The following is a 1,815-nucleotide window of genomic DNA, read 5'->3' on the forward strand; positions in this document are numbered from 1 at the left end:
GGGAGAGTAGGACACCGCCGAACAAATTTTATGGGAAACCCCCGCACCGTTGGTGCGGGGGTTTTCTGCGTTTCCGGCTTCCGAAGGAAAAGCGGTGGGCCCGGCGAGGGCTCGGGCGCTACGGTGATTTGCATGTACACGTATGTGGTGCGAGCCGTTCGGGCGGACGAGTGGGCGGCGGTGAAGGCTCTGAGGCTGGTGGCCCTGCGCGATCCGGTCGCGAACCTGGCCTTCTACGAGACGTACGACGAAGCGGCCGCCCGGACGGACGACTTCTGGCGGGAGCGGACCGCCGGCGGGGCCGAAGCCGCCACCGGGGCCCGGCAGTTCGTCGCCGAGACGCCCGACGGGGAGTGGGCCGGCACCGTCACCGTGCTGGTCGAGGCGGCGGGCAGCGTCGACTGGGCCGGGGAGGCCGTCGAGCGGCTGCAAGGGGGCATCGTAGGGGTGTTCGTGCGGGCCGGGCATCGAGGGACCGGGGCCATCGAGGCGCTGTTCGGCACGGCGCTGGACTGGGCCTGGTCGTGGGGCGCCGAGCGCGTGCGGCTCGTGGTGCACGAGGACAACGGGCGGGCGCTCGCCTGCTACCGGCGGCTGGGCTTTTCGCCGACCGGAGTGGCCTTCGAGGAGCAGCGGGAGATCGAGATGGCGGTCGGGCGGACCGGCCGGGCCTGAGGGACGGCGGTCGGACGCGCATGGCGTCGCCTGCCTCGTCCCATCGGGTCTCCTGCGATGCCGTACCGGGTCGCTCCTCGCCCGGTCACACCGGGAGTTCGTGGTGCGGCCAGCGGGCCTTGGCCTGTTCGCGGGAGCGGAGCAGGGCCAGGGTGGGCAGCCCGCGGTCGTGCCCGGTGGACAGCAGGTCCGGGAGCTGGGGGAGCGGGGCCACGGCCGCGACGTCGTCGAGGACCAGGGTCAGTGGTGGGTCGAGGCGACCGGAGGATGACCGTTCGGCCATGCGCCGGCCGCGCTCGACCACGCTGGAGACGAGGGCCGTGAGGAGAGGCATCGCGCCGGGGCTCGTCCTGGGGTCCTCGAGGGATTCGCCGACCACATAAAGCGTTCCCCCTTCGTCCACGAAGGAATCCAAGGCGAGGGCATCACTTCGGTTGGGAGTGCATGCCTCACGGATGTTGATCGTGGACAGGGCGGAGAGGGCACGGGACGTCAGTTCCTGTGCGATGTCCCGGCGTTCGGGATGCGCGGTGAGGGCGGCTTCGAGTTCGCCGGCCGCGCCGGGTGCCGCCTTGGGGTTGGTGCGCAGCGCGCGGACCGCTTCCTGGATTCCGGCGCCCTGGGACCAGCGGTGGACGTGACGGACGGTGCGTCCGTCGATGGCCGCCGCGTGGAGGTAGCTGCGCAGGAGCGTCTCGGCCGTCTCGGCGACCGCCTGGTCCAGGCGGGCGGTGGGGCGGACCGGGGCCAGGAGCGCGGTCGCCCTGGCCAGCGCGGTGGCCTTGTCCCCGCAGCCCGTGACGGGGGACCAGTGGAGGCGGGCGGGAGTGTCGCAGCGATGGGCGGGGTCGTAGAGGTGGACCGGGCCCAGTTTGGCCCGGGCGTCCTTGGTGTCCAGCCAGAGCGCGGGGTTCGAGGTGAGGACGAGGGCGGGGCCTTCCGCGTCGCGCACGGCCTGGGCGGCGGTGGCGTGGCGGACGTCCGCCGGAGCGAAGTGCACGGAGGTCTCCGGGCGGCCCGCCTCCCAGCCTGCCAGGCGTTCACCGCCCGGCGACGCCGAGGCCTGCCGGTCGGCCGACGCGGCTACGGGCACCGGCGCCGGCGTGGGGGCCGCCGTCACCGGGACGGAGACGGCGGCCC

The 1,815-nt window shown here is 73.4% G+C and carries 2 protein-coding genes; one reads left to right on the top strand and one right to left on the bottom strand.

Annotation, left to right across the window (positions count from 1 at the left end):
* Positions 1–132 precede the first annotated feature (132 nt).
* Positions 133–675: a GNAT family N-acetyltransferase gene (locus tag KMS84_RS38460; protein WP_256921199.1), complete on the top strand. Its 543-nt coding sequence runs from the start codon at positions 133–135 to the stop codon at positions 673–675.
* A gap of 85 nt (positions 676–760) precedes the next feature.
* Here the strand turns inward: KMS84_RS38460 and KMS84_RS38465 are convergent.
* Positions 761–1,815 (bottom strand): type IV secretory system conjugative DNA transfer family protein (locus KMS84_RS38465; protein WP_256921200.1); only part of this gene is annotated, 1,055 nt, incomplete at its 5' end.

The sequence above is a fragment of the Streptomyces hilarionis genome (genome assembly GCF_024539675.1).
Lineage (GTDB): Bacteria > Actinomycetota > Actinomycetes > Streptomycetales > Streptomycetaceae > Streptomyces > Streptomyces hilarionis.